This is a genomic window from Pseudomonas sp. P1.8 (genome assembly GCF_001269805.1).
In the GTDB taxonomy this organism is placed as follows: Bacteria; Pseudomonadota; Gammaproteobacteria; order Pseudomonadales; family Pseudomonadaceae; genus Aquipseudomonas.
In genome coordinates this window covers 162,467-180,758 of record NZ_LHVM01000006.1, presented here as the reverse complement: position 1 = coordinate 180,758, position 18,292 = coordinate 162,467, and the positions used below count along the sequence as shown (strand labels likewise).

Sequence of the window (18,292 nt, the reverse complement as noted above, 5' to 3'; positions counted from 1 at the left end):
AAGACCTCTCCCTGTCTAATGCCTGAGCGGATTAATTGATTTTGTAGCGTCGACGCAATCCGCGCAAACCGAAGCTAATCCAAGGCCAGAGCAATGCGCTGACCAAGGCAGGCAGCACCAGCGCCAGGGTTGGCTGGCGATTGCCGGTCAGGGCGCTGAGCCATAGTTGAACCAGCTGGGCGAGGCCGAAGATCACCAGGATCACCAGGCTCTGTTGCCACATCGGGAACATCCGCAGGCGTTGTTGCAGCGCCAGTACCAGGTAGGTGATGAGCGTCAGGATCAATGCGTTCTGCCCCAGCAGCGTACCGTAGAGCACATCTTCGGCCAGGCCGAGACAAAAGGCGGTGACCATACCGACTTTCTGCGGCAGGGCCAGCGCCCAAAAGGCCAGCAGCATAGCCAGCCACAGGGGACGGAGGATTTCCATGAATTGCGGCAGTGGCGAAATGCTGAGCAGCATGCCGACAGCGAAGGTCAGCCAGACGATCCAGCCGTTTCGCGATGCGGTGGTACCGACCATTATTCTCGTCCCCCAGTAGAAGCCGGTGCGGAGACAGGCGGTTTGGCCGCAGGCTTGGCGGCAGCGGGCGGCTTGGCGGCAGGTTTGGGGGTCACAGGTTTGACCGGGGCCGTGGCAGCGGGAGCCGGGGCAGCCGGAGTCACTGGCGCCGGAGCTACCGGAGCGGCCGCTGCAGCCGGTACAAGGGCAGGCTTGGACACCGCAGGAGGAATCATCGGGCCACCACCGTGCTGATCCAGCGCTTCCTGAGCCTGCGCCGCGTCATTGGCGCGTTCTTCGGCGGTACGCCCGTCGCTGAACACCAGCAGCAAGTAGCGGCTGCGATTCAAGGCAGCGGTGGGCACGGCACGCACAATGGCAAACGGCTGGCCAGAGTCGTGAATCACTTCCTTGACCGTCGCCACCGGGTAACCCGCCGGGAAGCGCTGACCGAGGCCGGAACTGACCAACAAGTCACCTTCCTTGATATCGGCAGTATCGGCCACGTGACGCAACTCCAGGCGCTCAGGATTGCCGGTGCCGCTGGCAATCGCCCGCAACCCGTTGCGGTTCACCTGTACCGGAATGCTGTGAGTGGTATCGGTCAGCAAGAGAACACGTGAGGTGTAGGGCATCAACTCGACCACCTGCCCCATCAGCCCGCGGGCATCGAGCACCGGCTGCCCGAGGATCACGCCGTCACGTTCACCTTTGTTGATGATGATGCGATGAGTGAATGGGTTGGGGTCCATGCCAATCAGCTCGGCCACTTCGACCTTCTCATTGACCAGCGCCGAGGAGTTGAGCAACTCGCGCAGCCGCACGTTCTGCTCGGTGAGGGAGGCAAGCTTTTGCATGCGCCCCTGCAACAGCAGGTTCTCGGTCTTGAGTTTTTCGTTTTCGGCGACGAGTTCGGTCCGGCTGCCAAACTGGCTTGCCACGCCCTGCCACAGCCGCTGCGGCAAGTCGGTGACCCAGTAAGACTGCATCAGCACCAGCGACATCTGGCTACGCACCGGCTTGAGCAGTGTGAAGCGGGCATCGACCACCATCAACGCGACCGACAGCACGACCAGCACCAACAAGCGCACGCCCAGTGAGGGACCCTTGGTGAAAAGCGGTTTAATAAGCCGCTCCTCCCAGGCAAATGTTCTCTTTATTCATACGACAGCGATCCGGCCTGGATGCAGACTGACAGAAGATAAACGCGAACAGGCAGCACTGCAAAGTGCTGCCTGCGCGCTCAACAGCATAGAGGCATTCCGGCGACTTACTCGCTGGAAAGCAGGTCCATGGTGTGTTTATCCATCATTTCCAATGCACGGCCACCGCCGCGAGCAACGCAGGTCAGCGGATCTTCGGCGACGATCACCGGCAGACCGGTTTCCTGGGCCAGCAACTTGTCGAGGTCACGCAACAGAGCGCCACCACCGGTCAGTACCAGACCACGCTCGGCGATGTCGGAAGCCAGTTCCGGTGGCGATTGCTCCAGAGCGCTTTTCACGGCCTGAACGATGGTTGCCAGGGACTCTTGCAGAGCTTCCAGCACTTCGTTGGAGTTCAGGGTGAATGCCCGTGGAACGCCTTCGGCAAGGTTACGGCCGCGAACGTCGACTTCACGAACTTCGCCGCCCGGGTAGGCCGTACCGATTTCCTGCTTGATGCGCTCTGCGGTGGATTCACCGATCAGGCTGCCGTAGTTGCGACGCACGTAGGTGATGATCGCTTCGTCGAAACGGTCGCCGCCAACCCGTACGGATTCAGCGTAAACCACACCGTTGAGGGAGATCAGCGCGATTTCAGTGGTACCGCCGCCGATATCCACGACCATCGAACCGCGGGCTTCTTCTACCGGCAGGCCGGCACCGATCGCAGCAGCCATTGGCTCTTCGATCAGGAATACTTCGCGGGCACCGGCACCGAGGGCCGATTCACGAATGGCACGACGCTCAACCTGGGTGGATTTGCACGGAACGCAGATCAACACACGAGGGCTAGGCTGCAGGAAGCTGTTTTCGTGAACCTTGTTGATGAAGTACTGCAGCATTTTTTCGCAGACGCTGAAATCGGCAATAACGCCGTCCTTCATCGGACGAATGGCAGCAATATTGCCCGGCGTACGACCCAGCATGCGCTTGGCTTCGGTGCCGACAGCAACAACACTTTTCTGGTTACCGTGTGTCCGAATGGCCACAACCGATGGCTCATTCAGGACGATACCGCGCTCGCGCACGTAAATAAGGGTGTTGGCAGTGCCCAGGTCAATGGAAAGATCGCTGGAAAACATGCCACGCAGTTTCTTGAACATGGGAAAGGGACCCTAGGCAACGCGTGGGTAAAAAAGTGCGGCAAACTCTAACAACGACAGGGATTTTGGGCAAGGCGCCAATATGTTAAATTGGCCGCTTTTCTGTGCACCAAGCCCCACAATCGCGGCCTTATGACCGTAGAAGTGCGGTAGTGTTCCGACAATCTAACACACGGACGCCGTCCGTTTTGTTTTCCACTGGAGAATCCCAATGGCGCTTGAACGCTCCGACGTGGAAAAAATCGCTCATCTGGCCTGTCTTGGCCTAAATGATGCCGATCTTCCACACATCACTTCGGCCCTCAACAGCATTCTCGGGCTGGTCGACGAAATGCAGGCGGTCAATACCGACGGTATCGAGCCGCTCGCCCACCCACTGGAAGCCAGCCAGCGCCTGCGCGCAGACGTCGTGACCGAAACCAATCACCGCGAGGCCTACCAGTCCATCGCACCAGCGGTCGAAAACGGCCTGTACCTGGTTCCGAAAGTCATCGACTAATAGGGAAAGAGCCTGCAATGCATCAATTGACTCTGGCCGAGATCGCCCGCGGACTCGCCGATAAAAAGTTTTCCTCCGAAGAGCTGACTAAAGTCCTGCTGGCGCGCATCGCCCAGCTCGATCCGCAGCTCAACAGTTTCATCAGCCTCACCGAAGACCTGGCGCTGACGCAGGCGAAAGCCGCTGACGCCCGCCGCGCCAATGGTGAGAGCGGCGCCCTGCTCGGTGCGCCGATCGCCCACAAAGACCTGTTCTGCACCCTGGGCATTCGCACCAGCTGCGGCTCGAAGATGCTCGACAACTTCAAGGCTCCCTACGACGCGACCGTCGTCGCCAAGCTGGCCGCTGCCGGGGCCGTGACCTTGGGCAAGACCAACATGGACGAATTCGCCATGGGTTCGGCCAACGAGTCGAGCTACTACGGCGCGGTGAAAAACCCGTGGAACCTGGAACACGTACCGGGCGGTTCGTCCGGTGGCTCCGCTGCCGCGGTTGCCGCTCGTCTGTTGCCTGCCGCCACCGGCACCGACACCGGAGGCTCCATTCGTCAGCCCGCCGCGCTGACCAACCTCACCGGCCTGAAACCGACGTACGGTCGCGTTTCGCGCTGGGGCATGATTGCGTATGCGTCCAGCCTCGATCAGGGCGGCCCGATGGCGCGCACTGCCGAAGACTGCGCAATTATGTTGCAAGGTATGGCCGGCTTCGATCCGAACGACTCCACCAGCATCGATGAGCCCGTGCCGGACTACAGCGCCAGCCTCAACGGCTCGCTGCAAGGCCTGCGCATCGGCGTGCCGAAAGAGTATTTCAGCGCCGGTCTCGACCCGCGCATCGCCGAGCTGATCCACAACAGCGTCAAGGAGCTGGAAAAGCTCGGCGCCGTGATCAAGGAAATCAGCCTGCCGAACATGCAGCACGCCATTCCTGCGTACTACGTGATCGCCCCGGCGGAAGCCTCGTCCAACCTGTCGCGTTTCGACGGCGTGCGCTTCGGCTACCGCTGCGAAAATCCGGTCAACCTGATCGACCTGTACAAGCGCTCCCGTGGCGAAGGTTTCGGCCCGGAAGTACAGCGCCGGATCATGGTCGGCGCCTACGCGCTGTCGGCCGGTTACTACGATGCCTACTACCTGAAAGCGCAGAAGATCCGCCGTTTGATCAAGAACGACTTCATGGCAGCCTTCAATGAGGTCGACATCATCCTCGGCCCAACCACGCCGAACCCGGCCTGGAAGCTCGGCGCCAAGAACAGCGACCCGGTCGCTGCATACCTGGAAGACGTCTACACCATCACCGCCAACCTCGCGGGTCTGCCGGGCCTGTCCATGCCAGCAGGTTTTGTCGACGGTCTGCCGGTCGGCGTGCAATTGCTCGCTCCGTATTTCCAGGAAGGTCGCCTGTTGAACGTTGCCCACCAGTATCAGCTCAACACTGACTGGCACACCCGCACCCCAACCGGCTTCTGAGGAGACACACATGCAATGGGAAGTCGTGATCGGGCTGGAGATTCACACCCAGCTCACCACCCGGTCGAAAATCTTTTCCGGTAGTTCCACCACCTTCGGCTCCGAGCCGAACACCCAGGCCAGCCTGGTAGATCTGGGCATGCCCGGCGTGCTGCCGGTGCTGAACCAGGAAGCGGTGCGTATGGCGGTGATGTTCGGCCTGGCGATTGACGCCGAGATCGGCCAGCACAACGTGTTCGCCCGTAAAAACTACTTCTACCCGGACCTGCCCAAGGGCTACCAGATCAGCCAGATGGAATTGCCGATCGTCGGCAAGGGCCACCTGGACATCGCCCTCGAAGACGGCACGGTCAAACGCGTCGGCATCACCCGCGCACACCTGGAAGAAGACGCCGGCAAGAGCCTGCACGAAGAATTCAGCGGCGCCAGCGGCATCGACCTGAACCGTGCCGGCACACCGCTGCTGGAAATCGTTTCCGAGCCGGACATGCGCAGCGCCAAGGAAGCTGTGGCCTACGTCAAGGCGATCCACGCCATGGTACGTTACCTGGGCATCTGCGACGGCAACATGGCCGAAGGTTCGCTGCGTTGCGACTGCAACGTGTCGATCCGTCCGAAAGGTCAGGTCGAGTTCGGCACCCGCTGCGAGATCAAGAACGTCAACTCGTTCCGCTTCATCGAGAAGGCGATCAACAGCGAAATCCAGCGTCAGATCGAACTGATCGAAGACGGCGGCAAAGTCATCCAGCAGACCCGCCTGTACGATCCGAACAAGGACGAAACCCGGCCGATGCGCAGCAAAGAGGAAGCCAACGACTACCGTTACTTCCCCGATCCGGACCTGCTGCCCGTCGTGATCGAAAACTCGTTCCTCGACGAAGTGCGCGCCACCCTGCCGGAATTGCCGCCACAGAAACGCGAGCGCTTCCAGGAGCAATTCGGTCTGTCGGTCTATGACGCCAGCGTTCTGGCCACCAGCCGCGAGCAAGCCGATTACTTCGAGAAAGTCGCGAGCATCGGCGGCGACGCCAAGCTGGCGGCCAACTGGGTGATGGTCGAGTTGGGCAGCCTGCTCAACAAGCAAGGTCTGGACATCGAACAGTCGCCGGTTTCCGCCGAGCTTCTGGGCGGCATGCTCCTGCGCATCAAGGACAACACCATCTCCGGCAAGATCGCCAAGGTGGTGTTTGAAGCGATGGCCAACGGCGAAGGCACGGCGGACGAGATCATCGACAAGCGCGGTCTGAAGCAAGTGACCGACACCGGCGCGATCTCGACGGTGCTGGACGAAATGCTTGCGGCCAACGCCGAGCAGGTCGAGCAATACCGCGCGGCAGACGAAGCCAAGCGCGGCAAGATGTTCGGCTTCTTCGTCGGCCAGGCCATGAAAGCCTCCAAGGGCAAGGCCAACCCGCAACAAGTGAACGAATTGCTCAAAAGCAAACTCGAAGGCTGATGAAATTGGAGCCAGCCTTCAAATCTGGCTCCACTCCCTGTGGGAGCCAGCCTGCCGGCGATAGCGGTCTGACATTCAACATATCCATGTCTAACACTGCGCAATCGCCAGCAGGCTGGCTCCCACATTTGTTTTCGGGAAACCTTCAATGAAGCGTCTGCTCAGCCTTTGCGCCCTGCTCTCTTTACTGGCCGGTTGCGCCAGCACCGACACCGTCGACCCGCACGGCTACGACAAAACCGGCGTTGCCTCCTACTACGGCGCCAAACACCAAGGTAAACGCACCGCCAGCGGTGAGCGTTTCGACAAGAATTCCATGACCGCCGCCCACCGTCAGCTACCCTTCGGCACGCGGGTCAAGGTCACCAACCTGAACAACGACAAATCCTGCGTGGTGCGTATCAACGACCGTGGCCCCCATACCCGTGGACGCCTGATCGACCTGTCCCATGAAGCCGCCGAACGCTTGGGCATGCTCAAAAGCGGCACTGCACGTGTTCGTGTGCAAGCCCTCGACTGACGGATGGAGCATCCACCATTTTCGGACTAGCCGATTTACCCCTGATCAGCGTGATCGAATTGTTCAGCGGGCTGCTGTTGTTGATAGTCGGCGCCGAACTGATGGTGCGCGCCGCCGTTCGCCTGGCAGCGCGCCTGCATGTTCGCCCCCTGATCATCGGCTTGACCATTGTCGCCCTCGGCAGCAGCGCACCGCAAATGGCGGTCAGCCTGCAAGCCACGCTTGCGAACAACACCGACATCGCCGTCGGCAGCGTGATCGGCAGCAGCATTTTCAACATCCTCGTTACCCTCGGGCTGTCCGCGCTGATCATTCCTTTGCGGGTTTCCCGGCAACTGGTGCGCCTGGACATTCCATTGATGATCGGTGCCAGTTTGCTGGTATCGATTCTGGCGTGGAATGAGGAGCTGACCCGCACGGACGGCGTAGTACTGCTGCTGGCACTGGCACTGTACCTCGGCCTGCTGCTGCGTCAGTCGCGACATTCCGCACGTCCTGTTTCGACTCATGAGCACAAGGCACAAGCCCCCTGGATCAGCAGCTTGCTGATGATCGCCGTCGGATTGGCGATGCTGGTTTACGCTGGACATCTGCTGCTGGGGGCGGCCGTCGCGGTGGCCACTGACCTGGGGCTTTCTGAACGGATCATTGGCCTGACCATCGTTGCCGTCAGCACTTCCCTGCCCGAACTGGCCACGTCGTTGATCGCCGCAATCCGTGGCGAGCGCGACATCGCCGTGGGCAACGTGATCGGCAGCAACTTGTTCAACCTTTTGGGGGTGCTCGGCGTCACGGCGCTGGTGGCGCCGTCACCGCTGTCGGTATCGCCCAACGCGCTGGACTTCGACTTGCCGGTGATGCTCGGCGTCGCGGCGCTGTGCCTGCCGCTGTTCTATACCGGCTATCGCGTGACCCGCGCCGAAGGCCTGCTGTTTCTGGGTTTGTACCTGGCGTATGGACTGCATGTGGTGTCGTTCACCACCGGCATGCCGCTGGCGGGCAAGCTCGAACATTTGATGCTGTTTTTCGTCCTGCCGGCGCTGGTGGCGTTTTTGCTGTTCACGTCGCTGCGCGCCTGGCGTCGCCAACACCATAAGAAGGAAGTCCCATGACCGAGAATAAAAAACCCGGCGTTGAAGTCCGCCGCCAAGTGATGGGCGACGCCTTCGTCGACCGCGCACTGGGCAACGCCACCGAATTCACCCAGCCGCTGCAGGATTTCGTCAATGAACACGCCTGGGGCGGTGTTTGGAATCGCGAAGGGCTGCCGCTGAAAACCCGCAGCCTGATCACCCTCGCCGCGCTGACTGCACTCAAGTGTCCGCAAGAGTTGAAAGGTCACGTACGCGGCGCGCTGAACAACGGCTGCACGGTGGATGAGATTCGCGAGGCACTGCTGCATTGCGCGGTGTATGCCGGTGTGCCAGCGGCGATCGATGCGTTTCGGGCGGCGCAGGAAGTGATTGATAGCTACCAGAAGCCGGAATAATTTTGTTGCTTTGAAAAGGTCGCAGCCTGCGGCAGCTCCTACATTGGAATTCGCTCTCCTGTAGGACCTGCCGCAGGCTGCGATCTTTTGACCTTTGCCTTTAGATCCACCCACCCCACTGCAAAAAGAAAATTCCGATGTTGGTGGTGATCGCCGCCATCAATGTGGTGATCACGATGATCGCCGCCGCCAGCTCATGATTGCCATCGGCCTGTCGGGCCATGACAAAACTCGCCGCCGCAGTCGGGCTGCCGAAGTACAGGAACAGAATCCCCAACTCCGCGCCACGAAAGCCCCACAACCACGCCCCCAGCGTCGCCAGCACCGGCAGGCCGATCATCTTCACCAGGCTCGAACTCAGCGCCATGTTGCCGCTTTTGCGCAACGCCGCCAGGGATAGCGTTCCGCCGATGCAGATCAATGCCAACGGCAAGGTGGTTTGCGCCAGGTACTGGCCAGACGTTTCCAGCCATCCCGGCAAACCTATCTTGAAATAGGCGAACGGCGCCGCCGCGATCACACTAATGATCAGCGGGTTGCTGAACACGCTTTTGCAGATGCTCCACGGATCGGACTTGATCACCGGGCTGTACACCGCCAACACGATGGTAGAAAGCGTGTTGTAAAACAGGATCACCAGTGCCGCGAGAATTGCCCCAAGGGAAATCCCGTAGTCACCGTACATGCTCGCCGCGAGCGCCAGGCCGATGACGCCGTTGTTGCCGCGAAACGCACCCTGGGTGTAAATGCCCCGGTCTTCGCGTGGGCATTTGATGATCGCCCAGCCCCAGGCGATGGCAAAACACACCAGGGTCGCGAGTGAGAAATAGATCAGCAGCGCCGGTTGCAACGCGGCGTGCAGGTCGGCGTGCAGGATGCCCAGAAACAGTAACGCCGGCATGGTGACGTTGAACACGAGGGCCGACGCGGTGTGGATGAAATTGTCGTTGATCCAGCCGACGCGTTTGAGCAACACCCCGAGAAACAGCATGGCGAACACCGGTGCGGTGATGTTCAGGGTTTCGAGGAAAATTGCCAGCATGCCGGGGTAACCTTGGTGGGCGTCGTTAGGCGGCTAATGATAAGCCACCGCAGACGTTGGCGTCTGGTAGATCGCCATCGCTGGCAAGCCAGCTCCTACAGGTTCAGCGCAATCCTTGTAGGAGCTGGCTTGCCAGCGATGCAGGCGACGCGGTCTTACGTGATCGGCGCCGGGTTGAACAGGGTGATGTCGTTATGCAGCTTGTGCTGTTCGGCCCACGTCTGTTTCTTGCCGCTGGCCACGTCCAGGTAGTAGTGGAACAACTCCCAACCGAGGTCTTCGATGGAAGCGCGTCCAGTAGCGATCCGTCCGGCGTCAATGTCGATCAGGTCCGGCCAGCGCTGGGCCAGTTCCGTCCGGGTCGAGACCTTCACCACCGGCGCCATCGCCAAACCGTACGGCGTACCACGACCGGTCGTGAACACATGCAGGTTCATCCCCGCCGCCAGTTGCAACGTCCCGCAGACAAAATCGCTGGCCGGCGTCGCGCAGAAGATCAGGCCCTTTTCCTTGAACCGCTCACCAGGGCCGAGCACGCCGCTGATCGCGCTGCTGCCGGACTTGACGATCGATCCGAGGGATTTCTCGACAATGTTCGACAACCCGCCTTTCTTGTTGCCCGGCGTGGTGTTGGCGCTGCGATCCGCTTCACCCTTGGCCAGGTAACGGTCGTACCAGTCCATTTCGCGCACCAGTTCCTGCGCGACTTCTTTGGTTTGCGCACGCGAGGTCAGCAGGTAAATCGCATCGCGCACTTCGGTCACTTCGGAAAACATCACTGTCGCCCCTGCGCGCAGCAACAGGTCCGAAGCGTAACCCAGCGCAGGGTTGGCAGTGATCCCGGAAAACGCATCACTGCCGCCGCATTGCATGCCGAGGATCAGCTCGGACGCCGGCACGGTTTCGCGACGACGTTGGTCGAGCTTCTTCAAGCGGGCTTCTGCCAGCTCCATGATCTGCTCGATCATCTCGGTAAAACCGTGGCTGGAATCCTGCAAGCGGTACAGCCAAGGCTCGCTGAGATCCACCGAACTGTCGTTCTCGTGCATCACCTGCCCGGCCTGCAATTTCTCGCAGCCCAGGCTGATCACCAAGGCTTCGCCGCCCAGGTTCGGGTTACGCGCCAGGTTGCGCACGGTACGAATCGGGATGTACGCGTCGGTGGCGGTGATCGCCACGCCACAGCCGTAACTGTGGGTCAGCGCCACCACGTCATCGACGTGCGGATACTTGGGCAGCAACTCGTCCTTGATGCGTTTTACCGCATGGTCGAGAACTCCCGTAACGCATTGAACCGTGGTGGTGATGCCGAGAATGTTGCGCGTGCCAACGGTGCCGTCGGCATTGCGATAACCCTCGAAGGTAAATCCTTCCAGCGGTGCCTGCGCGGCCGGCACGTCGGTGGACAGCGGCAGGCTGTCCAGCGGTGGCGCGGTCGGCATGCGTAGTTGATCTTCCTTGACCCAACTGCCACGTGGAATCGGCTGCAAGGCGTAGCCAATGACCTGGCCGTAACGAATCACCTGCCCCCCCTCGGGAATATCTTCCAGGGTGACCTTGTGGCTCTGCGGTACAAAATCCACAGTGACCAGACCGTCCGAAAACTCGGTGCCGGCCGGTACGCCCTGATCATTGACCACGATGACCACGTTGTCCCGCTCGTGCAGGCGGATATAGCGCGGCGAATCGGAATGTTCAATCAACTGCATGACGCCGCTCCTCAGGAATGCGCTTGAGACAATTTGCCAGGGGCTTCAGACCCATTCGCTGGTGGCTCTTTGAGCACCACACGCTTGATCGGCCCCACAATAACCAGATAGCTGAACACCGCGACTAAAGCGTTGCAACCGACGAACACCAACGCCCACTTGAACGAACCGGTGGAGCTGATGATGTAGCCAATGACAATCGGCGTGGTGATCGAAGCGATGTTGCCGAAGGTGTTGAACAGACCACCGCTCAAACCGGCAATCTGCTTGGGCGAGGTGTCGGACACCACCGCCCAGCCCAGCGCGCCCACGCCTTTGCCGAAGAACGCCAGTGCCATGAAGCCCACGACCATCCATTCAACGTCTACGTAGTTGCACGCCACGATGCTGCTGGAAACCAGCAGGCCAGCGATGATCGGTGCCTTGCGGGCGAAGGTCAGGGAATGGCCTTTACGCAGCAGGTAATCGGAAATCACCCCGCCGAGTACTCCACCGATGAAGCCGCAGATCGCCGGCAAAGACGCGATGAAACCGGCCTTGAGGATGGTCATGCCGCGCTCCTGCACCAGGTACACCGGGAACCAGGTCAGGAAGAAGTAGGTGATGCCGTTGATGCAGTACTGGCCCAGATACACGCCGAGCATCATGCGGTTGGTCAGCAACTGACGGATGTAGTCCCACTTCGGACCGTCGCCCTTTTTGCCTTTGCCCTTGTCCTGGTCCATGTCGACCATGCCGCCGTTGTCGGCGATGTGCTTGAACTCGGCCTCGTTGATCAGCGGGTGCTGACGCGGGCTGTAGATCACTTTCAGCCAGATCCCGGAGAAGATGATGCCGATCACGCCCATGACGATGAACACGTGCTGCCAGCCGAAGCTATAGACGATCCAGCCCATCAACGGTGCGAACAACACAGTGGCAAAGTACTGCGCCGAGTTGAAGATCGCCGAAGCGGTGCCGCGTTCAGCGGTCGGAAACCAGGCTGCCACGATGCGCGCGTTACCCGGGAACGAAGGCGCTTCGGCCAGACCCACCAGAAACCGCAGCATGAACAGCGCAACCACGGCCGTGGACATGCCGAACTCACCGACATAGCCCTGCAGCACGGTGAACAGCGACCAGGTGAAGATGCTCAGTGCATAGATTTTTTTCGAACCGAAACGGTCCAGCAGCCAGCCACCGGGAATTTGCCCGGCCACGTAGGCCCAACCGAATGCGGAGAAGATGTAGCCGAGGGTGACGGCGTCGATACCGAGGTCTTTTTGCAGGCTGGAGCCGGCAATTGCGATGGTAGCCCGGTCGGCATAGTTGATCGTGGTCACGAGGAAAAGCATGAGCAGGATCAAATAGCGGACGTGAGTCGGCTTGGTCGATTGCATGTAGATGTACTCCCACTGATTATTTTTATGCGCGGGTGAATCTGTTGTCCTGTAGGAGCGAGCCTGCTCGCGATGGTGGTCAACGATGACGCGGGGCATCAGGTTTACCACCGCGACCTCAAGACCATCGCGAGCAGGGCTCGCTCCTACAGGGGGTGTGGCGTTTTACGAACCGATATAAGAGGTTTTCACGACCGTGTAGAACTCTTGCGCATAGCGACCTTGCTCACGTGATCCATAGGATGAACCTTTACGCCCACCGAACGGAACGTGGTAATCCACACCGGCGGTCGGGAGGTTGACCATCACCATCCCGGCCTGGGAGTGGCGCTTGAAGTGGTTGGCATACTTCAGCGAAGTGGTGGCAATACCCGCCGACAGACCGAACTCGGTGTCGTTGGCCATGGCCAGTGCAGCTTCGTAATCGGCCACACGCACGATGTTGGCCACTGGGCCGAAGATCTCTTCGCGGCTGATGCGCATCGAGGCTTCACTGTCGGCAAACAATGTTGGCGCGAGGAAGTAACCTTCGGTGTCGCAGGTCACCAGGCCACCGCCGCTGACCAGACGCGCACCTTCGGACTGGCCGATGTCGATGTACTTCATGTCCTGCTCAAGCTGCGCTTGCGAGACCACCGGACCAATGTCGGTGCCGGCTTTCAGCGCGTGACCGACCTTGATCGATTTCATACGCTCGGCCATGGCTTCGACGAACTGGTCGTGGATGCCTGCGGTGACGATAAAGCGGCTGGAAGCGGTGCAACGCTGGCCGGTGGAGTAGAACGCGCTCTGTACCGACAACTCGACCGCTTGCTTGAGGTCGGCATCGTCGAGAATGATCTGCGGGTTCTTGCCGCCCATTTCCAGCTGGACCTTGGCCTGACGCGATACGCAGTTGATTGCGATCTGACGGCCGACTCCCACGGAGCCGGTGAAGCTGATGCCGTCGACTTTCGGGCTCTGCACCAGCGCATCGCCAACCACCCGACCGCTGCCCATCACCAGGTTGAAGACGCCGGCCGGGAAGCCTGCACGAGAGATGATTTCGGCCAGCGCCCAGGCGCAACCTGGAACCAGGTCAGCAGGTTTGAGCACGACGCAGTTGCCGTAGGCCAAAGCCGGGGCGATTTTCCATGCCGGGATGGCAATCGGGAAGTTCCACGGAGTGATCAAGCCGACCACGCCCAAGGCTTCGCGAGTGACTTCAACGTTGACGCCCGGACGCACCGACGGCAGATAGTCGCCGGACAGACGCAGGCATTCACCAGCGAAGAACTTGAAGATGTTACCGGCGCGGGTCACTTCACCGATGGCTTCAGGCAGGGTTTTTCCCTCTTCCCGGGCCAGCAGGGTGCCGAGTTCTTCGCGACGAGCAAGGATTTCGGTGCCGACTTTATCCAGCGAGTCGTGACGCGCCTGAATGCCGGAAGTGGACCAGGCCGGGAATGCGGCGCGGGCGGCGTCGATGGCGGCGTGGACCTGAGCCAGGTCAGCCTTGGCGTAGTCGCCGATGGCATCGCTCAGTTCGGACGGGTTGATGTTGGTCGAATAATCGCCACCGGCAACCCATTCACCGTTGATGTAGTTATCAAAACGCTTTGCATCTGCCACTTTGAGATCTCCTCACGCAAAAGGCCGCTGATTGCTCAGCGGCCTTACTTAATCGGATGTGTTACTGCGCACCCTGCTTGTCGATCAGCGCGGCGAGCATTTCGTACTCTTCGCCGGTCAGATCGGTCAGCGGTGCACGCACAGGACCTGCGTCGTAGCCGGCAATTTTTGCCCCGGCCTTGACGATGCTCACGGCATAACCGGCTTTGCGGTTACGGATGTCCAGGTACGGCAGGAAGAAGTCATCGATGATCTTGCCAACGGTGGCGTGATCTTCACGAGCGATCGCGTGGTAGAAATCCATCGCGGTTTTCGGGATGAAGTTGAACACCGCCGAGGAGTAAACCGGCACGCCCAGTGCCTTGTAGGCAGCGGCGTAGACTTCGGCGGTCGGCAAGCCGCCCAGGTAGCTGAAGCGATCACCGAGGCGGCGACGGATCGACACCATCAACTCGATATCACCCAGGCCATCCTTGTAGCCGATCAGGTTCGGGCAGCGCTCGGCCAGACGCTCCAGCAGCGGTGCGGTCAGGCGGCAGACGTTACGGTTGTAGACCACAACGCCGATGTTGACCGATTTGCACACGGCTTCAACGTGGGCGGCAACACCGTCCTGGCTGGCTTCGGTCAGGTAGTGCGGCAGCAGCAACAGGCCTTTGGCGCCCAGGCGTTCGGCTTCCTGAGCGTACTCGATGGCCTGACGGGTCGAACCGCCGACACCGGCCAGAATCGGCACGCTGGTCGCGCAGGTATCGACGGCCGTCTTGATGATTTCCGAATACTCGCTGGCCGCCAGAGAGAAAAACTCACCGGTGCCGCCTGCGGCAAACAGAGCCGAGGCGCCGTATGGGGCCAGCCATTCCAGACGCTTGATGTAACCAGCGCGGTTGAAATCGCCCTGGGCATTGAAATCGGTTACCGGGAAAGACAGCAGACCGGAAGAGAGGATGGACTTCAGTTCTTGTGGATTCATTATTCGAACACCCTGGATTGCGACGTTGTGTGTGAGAAAACGGTTCAGCCCGCGCTGAGGTTGTAGGTCATCGTACAACTTAAAAATTAACCGTCAACTGCATTTCATCGCCCGTGGCAAATCGAAGATGAAAAAAGGCCAGCCGCGACCGCTCGTCGAAACTGTTATTTCTAACAGTTTCGAACGAAACGCCTGAGGAGGGATAACAGAGGCTGAGGCCCTGGCGCTAAAGGCCGGTCTCGACTATCAAAGGAGATTTCATCATGGCGCTTCTCGCACCCAGCCTCACCGACTTCCCATCCGGAAATGCCGGCAAAGAAATTGTTGTGGCGTTATCGAAACTGAAAGATGCACTGGAAGTCTGCATTCCTGATTCCGACGAGATTTCTCCCCTGGATGATGTTTACGCGGTCTTGGGGGAGGCTGAGGAATCCGCCAACCGAAGCAGTGACAAGCTCCAGGCTGGACAAATGAATGCCAACGAAGACGTCGAAAAAGTGCCGAACCTGAAAGTCTATGTACTCAGCACAACACTGCGGGACCACTTGAACACAACCGTCAAGCTGCGTTACCAAACCAGCGGAGAATTGGGCGTTGCAACTTCAGCCCCCCTGTTACTGCGCATTGAGCCTTAGCCGCAATACATTGCTTCAGCCCCGCTGCGCCTGCGCCTCTTCATGCGCATGCCGCAAACGCTCACGGCTGTTGGTCAGGTGCAAACGCATGGCGGCCCGCGCCGCATCGGAATCCTGGCGGGCGATGGCATCGTAGATTTCTTCGTGCTCACGACTCAGGCGACTCATGTAGTGCTGCTGGTCGTCATGGGCCAGCCGCGCGGAATTGAGCCGGGTGCGCGGAATGATGCTGGTGCCCAGGTGGGTCATGATGTCGGTGAAATAGCGGTTGCCGGTGGACAAAGCGATTTCGAGGTGGAAGGCAAAGTCCGAGGCTACCGCGTCACTGGCGTGGGCCGCGCTTTCGTTCAAAGCATCGAGGGCCGCACGCATGGTCGCCAGTTGTTCGGGGCTACGGCGTTGCGCGGCCAGGCCGGCAGACTCCACTTCCAGGCTGATGCGCAATTCAAGAATTGCCAACACATCACGCAAGGTCACCACCGTCGCGGGGTCGATGCGAAAACCGCTCGGGCTCGGTGTGTCGAGCACGAAGGTACCGATGCCGTGGCGGGTTTCCACCTGCCCCGCCGCCTGCAAACGGGAGATCGCCTCACGCACCACGGTGCGGCTAACGCCATGGGCATCCATGATCGCCGATTCGGTGGGCAATTTGTCACCACGCTTGAGGTGGCCGTCGCGAATCTGCTCGGACAGCACCGTCACCAGTTCCTGAGCGAGGCTGCGGCGCTTGCGAGGGAGGCGTGGTGCGGCGTTCGGGTTTTCCATGGTGAACATCTGTCTCGAAAGAGTCGGCGGCTGAAACTGCATCATAACGCAACGCGGTTGTACGATCACCCCGCCCTGTGTAGGAGCTGGCTGCCAGCGATGGCCATCACGCGGTCCGTCTGTGAAACTGCGTTATCGTTCATCGCTGGCAAGCCAGCTCCTACAGGGGCATGGTGTTCAGGCGGTCACGGTCTGATCCACCAAATGCCCATTCTCGATACGAATGTGCCGTGGATGGAAGCGCTTGAGACTGCTGCGATGGCCGACGCTGACGATGCTCAACCCTGGCAGCTCGTCGATCAGCGCCTGATACAGCGACGCCTCGTCCTCTTCATCCATCGCCGATGTCGCTTCGTCCATGTACAGCCATTGCGGCGCGTAAAGCAGAGCGCGAGCAAAGGCCAGACGTTGTTGCTCACCCGGTGACAACAAGCGCTGCCAGTGGTTGGCTTCATCCAGACGCGCCACCAGATGCGGCAAACGACAGGTTTCCAGCACGTGCACGTAGCGCTCGTGCGGATAGGTGTCGGCGACCTGTGGATAACTCAGTGCTTCACGCAACGTGCCAATTGGCAGATAGGGTTTCTGCGGCAAAAACAGATACCGCGCCGACGGCAAACGAATGCTGCCGTGTCCTGTTGGCCACAGATGCCCCATCGCCCGCAGCAAAGTCGACTTGCCGCTGCCTGAGCGACCGCTGAGCATGACGCGCTCGCCCTCCTCCACGGTCATGTCGCCACTGGTCAACAAGTGGCGACCGTCTGCCAGGTCGAGACCGAGGTCTTGCACCTTCAACTCGGAGCCCGAGGTTTGCACGTCGATGGCCGGTGCACGTTGTTCGTTGTCAGTCATGGCCTGACGGAAGCTGAGCAGACGATCGCAGGTGGCGCGCCACGAGGCGAGGCTCTGGTACGCGGTGATGAACCAGCTGAAACTGTCCTGGACATTGCCGAATGCCGAGCTGATTTGCATCAGCTCGCCCAGTTCGATTTTTCCGGAAAGGTAACGTGGTGCTGCGACGATGAAGGGGAAAATGATCGCCGCTTGCTCGTAACCGGACGTGAAAAAGGTCAGACGCTTGGACACCTTCATGATGTCCCAGAAGTTGTGCCAGACCATCGAGAAACGACTGCTCAAGCGGCGGTTTTCATTCGGTTCGCCGTTGTACAACGCAATGCTTTCGGCATTCTCGCGAACCCGCACCATGGAGAAACGCAGGTCGGCTTCGAAGCGCTGTTGCCGGTTGTTCAGGCCGATCAGGCGACGCCCGATCAAATGCGTCAGCCAACTGCCCACCACCGCGTAAACCAGCACGCACCAGAACATGTAGCCGGGAATGGTCACGCCGAACGCTTCGATGCTGCCCGACACCCCCCAGAGGATGATCGAGAACGACACCAGGCTGACGACGTTGCGCAGCAAGCCAATGCCCAGGCTCAGGGTGTCCGAGGTGAAATTGTTGAGGTCTTCGGAAATCCGCTGGTCCGGGTTATCGGTGTAACCGCCCTGTTCCAGCTTGTAATAATTCTTGTCGGCGAGCCAACGCGAAAAATGCTTTTCGGTGAGCCAGGCCCGCCAGCGGATCGTCAGCATCTGGGTCAGGTAGAGGCGGTACACCGCGCCGATAATCGCCACGGTGGCAATCGCGCAGAAGTACAGAATCAGTCGCCAGAACGCGGCTTCATCCTTCTGCTGCAAGGCGTTGTAGAAATCCTTGTACCAGGTGTTGAACCACACCGAGATCCCCACGCTAATCAGCGACAACGCGATGACCGCGATCAGCAGCGTCCAGGCTTTGACTTTCTCTTCACTACGCCAGTAAGGCGTGATCATCGCCCACACTTTGCGAAAAAACTGCCCGCGCACAGCATCATTGACCGCGGAGTACTCAGCGTTCTGATTCATGGAAAAGGCTCGATAAAGAAATGAACACGC

Annotated in this window: 17 protein-coding genes; 7 read left to right on the top strand and 10 right to left on the bottom strand. The window is 59.9% G+C overall.

The window, feature by feature from the left end:
* Positions 1-31 precede the first annotated feature (31 nt).
* The 3 genes from mreD to mreB form a co-directional block, all read right to left on the bottom strand.
* Entirely contained in the window at positions 32-523 is a 492-nt protein-coding gene (gene mreD, locus AD668_RS03240) for a rod shape-determining protein MreD (protein WP_053154552.1), read from the bottom strand.
* Entirely contained in the window at positions 523-1,629 is a 1,107-nt protein-coding gene (gene mreC / locus AD668_RS03235; protein WP_082344416.1) for a rod shape-determining protein MreC, read from the bottom strand. Before mreC ends, mreD begins: the two co-directional genes overlap by 1 nt.
* 143 nt (positions 1,630-1,772) lie before the next feature.
* Positions 1,773-2,810 carry a rod shape-determining protein MreB gene (mreB, locus tag AD668_RS03230; RefSeq protein WP_002555108.1) on the bottom strand — a complete coding sequence of 346 codons (1,038 nt, stop codon included), beginning with the start codon at positions 2,808-2,810 and terminating at the stop codon, positions 1,773-1,775.
* A 211-nt stretch (positions 2,811-3,021) separates the two neighbouring features.
* On the opposite strand from mreB, the gene gatC reads away from it, so the two are divergent.
* The 6 genes from gatC to AD668_RS03200 all read left to right on the top strand — a co-directional run bounded on the left by gatC (position 3,022) and on the right by AD668_RS03200 (position 8,243).
* Positions 3,022-3,309, top strand: coding sequence for an Asp-tRNA(Asn)/Glu-tRNA(Gln) amidotransferase subunit GatC (gene gatC / locus AD668_RS03225; protein WP_007901429.1), 288 nt, complete (start codon positions 3,022-3,024; stop codon positions 3,307-3,309).
* A gap of 17 nt (positions 3,310-3,326) precedes the next feature.
* Positions 3,327-4,778 carry an Asp-tRNA(Asn)/Glu-tRNA(Gln) amidotransferase subunit GatA gene (gene gatA, locus AD668_RS03220; protein ID WP_053154546.1) on the top strand — a complete coding sequence of 484 codons (1,452 nt, stop codon included), beginning with the start codon at positions 3,327-3,329 and terminating at the stop codon, positions 4,776-4,778.
* A gap of 10 nt (positions 4,779-4,788) precedes the next feature.
* A complete protein-coding gene (gene gatB, locus AD668_RS03215; RefSeq protein ID WP_053154543.1) occupies positions 4,789-6,234 on the top strand; it encodes an Asp-tRNA(Asn)/Glu-tRNA(Gln) amidotransferase subunit GatB in 1,446 nt (481 codons plus the stop codon).
* Positions 6,235-6,382: 148 nt separating this feature from the next.
* Positions 6,383-6,754, top strand: coding sequence for a septal ring lytic transglycosylase RlpA family protein (locus AD668_RS03210; protein WP_053154540.1), 372 nt, complete (start codon positions 6,383-6,385; stop codon positions 6,752-6,754).
* A 50-nt stretch (positions 6,755-6,804) separates the two neighbouring features.
* Positions 6,805-7,866 carry a calcium/sodium antiporter gene (locus tag AD668_RS03205; protein ID WP_053154537.1) on the top strand — a complete coding sequence of 354 codons (1,062 nt, stop codon included), beginning with the start codon at positions 6,805-6,807 and terminating at the stop codon, positions 7,864-7,866.
* Positions 7,863-8,243, top strand: coding sequence for a carboxymuconolactone decarboxylase family protein (locus tag AD668_RS03200; protein ID WP_046040018.1), 381 nt, complete (start codon positions 7,863-7,865; stop codon positions 8,241-8,243). Before AD668_RS03205 ends, AD668_RS03200 begins: the two co-directional genes overlap by 4 nt.
* 100 nt (positions 8,244-8,343) lie before the next feature.
* On the opposite strand, the gene AD668_RS03195 is transcribed toward AD668_RS03200, so the two are convergent.
* From AD668_RS03195 to kdgD, 5 genes are all read right to left on the bottom strand, one after another.
* Complete coding sequence (locus tag AD668_RS03195; RefSeq protein WP_053154534.1) at positions 8,344-9,285, bottom strand: AEC family transporter; 942 nt, start codon at positions 9,283-9,285, stop codon at positions 8,344-8,346.
* A gap of 155 nt (positions 9,286-9,440) precedes the next feature.
* The gene (garD, locus tag AD668_RS03190; protein ID WP_053154531.1) at positions 9,441-10,994 is read right to left on the bottom strand and encodes a galactarate dehydratase; all 1,554 of its coding nucleotides are present in this window, start codon (positions 10,992-10,994) and stop codon (positions 9,441-9,443) included.
* An 11-nt stretch (positions 10,995-11,005) separates the two neighbouring features.
* Positions 11,006-12,373, bottom strand: coding sequence for an MFS transporter (locus tag AD668_RS03185; RefSeq protein WP_053154528.1), 1,368 nt, complete (start codon positions 12,371-12,373; stop codon positions 11,006-11,008).
* A 165-nt stretch (positions 12,374-12,538) separates the two neighbouring features.
* The gene (locus AD668_RS03180; RefSeq protein WP_053154525.1) at positions 12,539-13,984 is read right to left on the bottom strand and encodes an aldehyde dehydrogenase family protein; all 1,446 of its coding nucleotides are present in this window, start codon (positions 13,982-13,984) and stop codon (positions 12,539-12,541) included.
* A 61-nt stretch (positions 13,985-14,045) separates the two neighbouring features.
* Complete coding sequence (kdgD, locus tag AD668_RS03175; RefSeq protein ID WP_007976489.1) at positions 14,046-14,957, bottom strand: 5-dehydro-4-deoxyglucarate dehydratase; 912 nt, start codon at positions 14,955-14,957, stop codon at positions 14,046-14,048.
* Between the two features lie 263 nt (positions 14,958-15,220).
* Here kdgD and AD668_RS03170 point away from each other — a divergent pair, with 263 nt between their 5' ends.
* On the top strand, positions 15,221-15,592 hold the full coding sequence (locus AD668_RS03170) for a hypothetical protein (protein WP_053154522.1): 372 nt from the start codon (positions 15,221-15,223) through the stop codon (positions 15,590-15,592).
* A gap of 15 nt (positions 15,593-15,607) precedes the next feature.
* Here the strand turns inward: AD668_RS03170 and AD668_RS03165 are convergent, their stop codons facing one another.
* Together AD668_RS03165 and AD668_RS03160 are read right to left on the bottom strand one after the other, a co-directional pair.
* Entirely contained in the window at positions 15,608-16,357 is a 750-nt protein-coding gene (locus AD668_RS03165) for a FadR/GntR family transcriptional regulator (RefSeq protein ID WP_053154909.1), read from the bottom strand.
* Between the two features lie 177 nt (positions 16,358-16,534).
* Entirely contained in the window at positions 16,535-18,262 is a 1,728-nt protein-coding gene (locus tag AD668_RS03160; protein ID WP_053154519.1) for an ABC transporter ATP-binding protein/permease, read from the bottom strand.
* Positions 18,263-18,292 lie beyond the last annotated feature (30 nt).